The sequence below is a fragment of the Desulfosarcina sp. genome, assembly GCF_033791525.1.
Lineage (GTDB): Bacteria > Desulfobacterota > Desulfobacteria > Desulfobacterales > Desulfosarcinaceae > Desulfosarcina.
This window is the reverse complement of the sequence record NZ_JASJGN010000069.1, coordinates 1-4886: the sequence shown is the minus strand read 5'-3', so window position 1 is coordinate 4886 and position 4886 is coordinate 1. Positions and strand designations below refer to the sequence as shown.

The following is a 4886-nucleotide window of genomic DNA, read 5'->3' as shown; positions in this document are numbered from 1 at the left end:
CATCGAACATCGAACATCGAACATCGAACATCGAACATCGAACATCGAACATCGAACATCGAACATCGAACATCGAACGAAAAAAGCACACCTTACCGGGCAGTCAACTGCTTTTTTTCATTTCAACCAATTGAACAAATTTAACGAACCAACCAATCCAACGGTCTTTATTCTCTCATACCCCATCGCCTATAGCCCATGGCCAACAGCCCATCCCGCTCCCCACTATATATCAAATGGCCCCATTGCTGACGCCGGGCAGACTCTGATTTTCAGGGAAAAATGAACCCAATCCGGTAGCTGGGCTTGATTTCTTTTTCAGTATTTTCAACAGATATTGCCCATACCCGTTTTTCCCCATAGAATTGCCGATCGTTTCGAGCTGCTCATCCGTAATGTATCCCGACCGCCAGGCGATCTCCTCCGGGCAGGCGATTTTAAGCCCTTGCCGTCTCTCCAGGATCTCCACAAATCGGGAAGCTTCCAACAATGATGCGTGGGTCCCCGTATCCAGCCAGGCGTATCCTCTTCCCATCAGCGAAACTTCCAGCGTTCCCAGATCAAGATAGCGTTGATTCACGTCGGTAATCTCCAGCTCGCCGCGAGCCGACGGCTGGATATCCCGCGCGATCTCCACCACCTGGTTGTCGTAGAAGTACAGACCGGTGACGGCAAAATCCGATTGTGGCTGTTGCGGTTTCTCCTCGATGCCGATCACCTTGCCGGATCTGTCAAAGGTCACCACGCCGTATCGCTGGGGATCGGTCACCTGGTAGGCGAAAATCGTTGAGACGCCGGATTTCCGGTTGGCCACCGAGAGATGTTTGGAAAGATCATGCCCATGAAAGATGTTGTCCCCCAGGACCAGCGCGCTGGGATGCGAGCCGATAAAATCGCTCCCGATAATAAATGCCTGGGCAAGACCTTCCGGCCGCGGTTGGACCGCATAGGATATATTGAGTCCCCATTGGCTGCCATCCCCCAGCAGTTGCTCGAACCGGGGGGTGTCCTGGGGGGTTGAAATGACAAGAATATCCCGGATACCCGCAAGCATGAGGGTGGTCAGCGGGTAATAAATCATGGGTTTGTCGTAGATTGGCAGCAACTGCTTGGATATGGCGATGGTGATGGGATAAAGCCGGGTGCCGCTGCCGCCGGCAAGAATGATTCCCTTTCGTTGCATTATCTTCCCCTCATGGTGAATAAAAAAATCTTGAATGGCTACTCATAGAACATCGTTTCGGTTATGAGTGCATTATTGAAGTTGCCTATTTCCGTAGTTGGTTTCCATCCAGCTTTGATAGGTGCCACTGGTGACGCTGGCTACCCATTGGGAATTGTCCAGGTACCACTGCACCGTTTTGCGAATACCTGTTTCAAAGGTCTCTTGCGGTGTCCATCCAATTTCTGCCTTTATTTTTGAAGCGTCGATGGCGTATCGCCGATCGTGGCCCGGCCTGTCAGGAACGAAGGTGATCAGGGTGTCCCGGCGGTTTTGATCCGCGGTCATCTCATCCAGGATGGTGCAGATGGTGTGCACCACATCCAGATTGGTTTTCTCACTGTTCCCGCCGATGTTGTATACTTCACCCGGCCTGCCCTTTTCAAGTACCGCCATGATCGCACGACAATGATCCTTGACGTAGAGCCAGTCACGGATGTTGGCACCATCCCCGTAGACCGGAATCTTTTTACCGTTTAAGGCATGGTGAATGACCAGCGGAATGAGCTTTTCCGGGAATTGGTATGGCCCGTAATTGTTGGAGCAATTGGTGGTCAGTGTCGGCAGGCCATAGGTGTGGTGGTAGGCCCTGACCAGATGGTCCGACCCTGCCTTGGATGCCGAATAGGGGCTGTTGGGTGTATAGGGCGTGGTCTCCGAAAAGGCCGGATCATCTTTTTCGAGGGAGCCATACACCTCGTCGGTGGACACGTGCAGGAATCGAAATGCGGATTGGTCATCCGGCCCAAGGACCTTCCAGTAGTCGCGCACCTGCTCGAGCAGATTGAAGGTGCCGACCAGGTTGGTCTGGATGAAATCATCCGGTGCCGAGATGGATCGATCCACATGACTCTCCGCGGCAAAGTTGATAATCGCACGCGGATGAAACTGGTCTAACAATTTTGCAACCAGCTGCCGGTCACCGATATCACCCTTTACAAAGATGTGGTTCGGGTTTTTCGCCAATGGTTCCAGATTCTCGAGGTTCCCGGCGTATGTTAGTTTGTCCAGGTTGACGACAAGCCCTTCGCCTGTCTCCAGCCAGGTGTGAACGAAGTTAGAACCGATGAATCCGGCCCCTCCGGTAACAATAATAGCTGGCTCTGTGTTCATTATATGAGACCTTTGGAAAATTTGGGTAGTGTTGGTGACTAATTGAACAGGGGTACTAAGTATCGCGCCAGTTCAAATAATCCAGCACATCTTCGAAGCGGGCCAGATCACCTTTATTCTGGTAGGTATGCACGCGAACCAGCTCTTCTTGTATCAACTGTCGGCGCTGGGCCTGCAGGGTTCCCTGGGAATGAACCACGGATTCCATCCAGGACATGGCTGCGCCCGGATGGCTGTAAAGGACCAATTCCGGGTACTCGTCGAGGGCCACTGTTGCTGCTGTCATGAATGCCCGCAGTTGGTGAAAGGGCGGTGACACCACGATCAGTGAACCCATTCCCCGGTCTCTGGCAAATCGGATCAGGGCTTGCGACTCGACCAGCGTATTGATTGATTTGGTACCACCATAAGGCACATAATCGATCTTATCTGCCGGCAGGCCGAGTTCCCTGAGCCGCCGGCTGCACTGATTCACTCCCGGGTAGCCGCTCATCTCCTTTGCATCCAGAATGAAGATCCGGGCGGCGACGGCATGGCTGATCAGCATCCTGGCTGTGCTGAATATGGACGCCTGGTTTTCGATGGTGGTGCAATACAGGTATGCGCCGTCCGCCGGACCGTCGGGACGGGTGTCACACAAGATTCGGACTATCAGTTCGATGGCAGTACTCATCGGTTGATTGGCGTGGTCGTTGGGAATTTAGGAATTTAGGGACGCCCTTAACTTATAAACTTCCGAATTCTAAAATCTGATGAAGGGTAGTCCAGGACGTTGGTTAGGTTCTTTCGAACCGTTATAGGCGAAGGTCGGTTTACGGTTTTTTTTCGCAAGGCGTTAGGCGGAAGGTGAAGCGGGTTTACGGCCTACAGTTCACGGTTCACGGTTGAAAAAACGGAATAGCTGAAAACGAACGATAAGCAGGAGAACATAACGGCTTCTATAAATCAGCCTTGTCAATTCCGAGTTGTTTGAGAATGATTCGCGTCAGTGTATCTGCAATCTCTTTGTGGCGTGGGATTGGCGCCCTTTTTCCGCTATTTGTATTGATGTAGATATCGTGGCGATTTCCATGTCTTAACAACTCGCATCCAAGTCCATTGATTTTGCGAATGAACTCAACGCGTTTCAATAGTCATTTCCTTGACCTTAAAACCCGGCGGCAAATTCTCGAAGTCAGTTTCTTCCATCAGGTTCAAGGCTTCCTGTATATTGATTTCCAACTCACTCAATGTCATTCCCTGTGAAAACACATCGTTTCTTTCCCTAAGTCGCCCAACGAGCCATTTGCCATCTTGCCAATATATCAGTGTATATTTTTTCATCTCGGATGCCCTTTTTTTGGGACCGTCATTAGAATTGTATAGGAAATATTAACTTCAATCTATTGTTTCTGCAAGCTGGTAGGTTATAAGCTGCTGAACATTACCGACCGTGTTAAGTGTTTGGTTTTTATAGAATGACGGTTGACGGTTACCGGTTTCCGGTTCTTTCAGCTTAAGGCGTTAGTCGCAAGGCGATTCTAAAATTCGCCCTCACGGCTTTTCTCCCGCCCTCCTGCTCTCCCGCACTCACGGGTTCCTTGATTCTTCGGCAAGCTTGACAATCGCTCAACCTGGGTGAAAAAACAGGGATTTTTAGAGCAACGGTTTAACGGAGATCTGTGTTATTTGCGTCCTAAACGTTGGCTATGGGAGACCGTCTAATAACGGATTTTCGATCTGCAGACCATCGATGGTCTGCCCGTGCTGCAGGTCCTCTGTAAGCAGTCGGTCCGCGCCTCCGGCCAGAGCTGTCTCAATGATAAGTGCATCCCAAAATGATAGTTGCCTTTTTTGGCTCCTGCGAATGGCGGCCATGATTTTTTCAGTATCGATGCCAATGACCGGCAGCAAGGAAAGGTTGCGAACGACCTCTTCAGCCGTTTCTGGTTCAAGTGGTACCAAGAGCTTTCTGGTCACGACCACGTAGAACTCCTGGAGTACCTGAGTGCTCAACAACGCCCGACCGGCAGACACTTCAGTTTCAAATCGCGCAGAGGCTTGCGCTTTTTTATCTTCGGCATCGGCGTCAAACAAGTAAACGAGGATATTAGTGTCGAAAAAAGTGCGCATTAAACCCTCTCATGCAGGTCATCTCGAGTCCAGGTTCGTTCGCCCCGCCTGGCCTTGGACCTTCGGGAAAGGGCAACGATTTTGCCGACGGCCACTTGCTGCTCCCGGCACACGCCGGCATATGACTTCAGAAACTCCCCTAAGATCGCATTGACCGAAGTCCCTTCCTGAAGCGCCCGCATGCGCGCCCTTTTCAACGAATCTTCATCAATTGTAATAGTAAGATTTCCCATGGTAAAGCTCCTGTGTTACACGAGATCAGTGTAGCACTTGTCGATAGCATGTCAAGAGTAGCTCGCTGCTACTCCCAAGTTTTCGACGTCTTTCAACTACGCACCTCTTTCACGCCCTCTCGCTCTCACGGGCTCCCGCTCTCTCGCCCTCACGGATTAACGGTTAAAAAAGGGCGGTTAAATTGGTTGATTCGTTTGATTCGTTT

Annotated in this window: 7 protein-coding genes; all 7 read right to left on the bottom strand. The window is 50.9% G+C overall.

What is annotated here, in order from left to right; genetic code table 11:
• Nucleotides 1–232: 232 nt before the first annotated feature.
• The gene (gene rfbA / locus QNK41_RS03430) at nucleotides 233–1183 is read right to left on the bottom strand and encodes a glucose-1-phosphate thymidylyltransferase RfbA (protein WP_413815112.1); all 951 of its coding nucleotides are present in this window, start codon (nucleotides 1181–1183) and stop codon (nucleotides 233–235) included.
• A gap of 72 nt (nucleotides 1184–1255) precedes the next feature.
• Nucleotides 1256–2335, bottom strand: coding sequence for a dTDP-glucose 4,6-dehydratase (gene rfbB, locus QNK41_RS03425; RefSeq protein ID WP_319253767.1), 1080 nt, complete (start codon nucleotides 2333–2335; stop codon nucleotides 1256–1258).
• A 55-nt stretch (nucleotides 2336–2390) separates the two neighbouring features.
• Nucleotides 2391–3008: a hypothetical protein gene (locus tag QNK41_RS03420; RefSeq protein WP_319253765.1), complete on the bottom strand. Its 618-nt coding sequence runs from the start codon at nucleotides 3006–3008 to the stop codon at nucleotides 2391–2393.
• A gap of 265 nt (nucleotides 3009–3273) precedes the next feature.
• The gene (locus tag QNK41_RS22945) at nucleotides 3274–3465 is read right to left on the bottom strand and encodes a type II toxin-antitoxin system HicA family toxin (protein WP_413815111.1); all 192 of its coding nucleotides are present in this window, start codon (nucleotides 3463–3465) and stop codon (nucleotides 3274–3276) included.
• Nucleotides 3452–3658: a type II toxin-antitoxin system HicB family antitoxin gene (locus QNK41_RS03415; protein ID WP_319253764.1), complete on the bottom strand. Its 207-nt coding sequence runs from the start codon at nucleotides 3656–3658 to the stop codon at nucleotides 3452–3454. The genes QNK41_RS22945 and QNK41_RS03415 overlap by 14 nt, the downstream gene beginning before the upstream one ends.
• Before the next feature lie 363 nt (nucleotides 3659–4021).
• Entirely contained in the window at nucleotides 4022–4447 is a 426-nt protein-coding gene (locus QNK41_RS03410; protein WP_319253762.1) for a PIN domain-containing protein, read from the bottom strand.
• A complete protein-coding gene (locus QNK41_RS03405) occupies nucleotides 4447–4680 on the bottom strand; it encodes a hypothetical protein (RefSeq protein WP_319253760.1) in 234 nt (77 codons plus the stop codon). The genes QNK41_RS03410 and QNK41_RS03405 overlap by 1 nt, the downstream gene beginning before the upstream one ends.
• Nucleotides 4681–4886 lie beyond the last annotated feature (206 nt).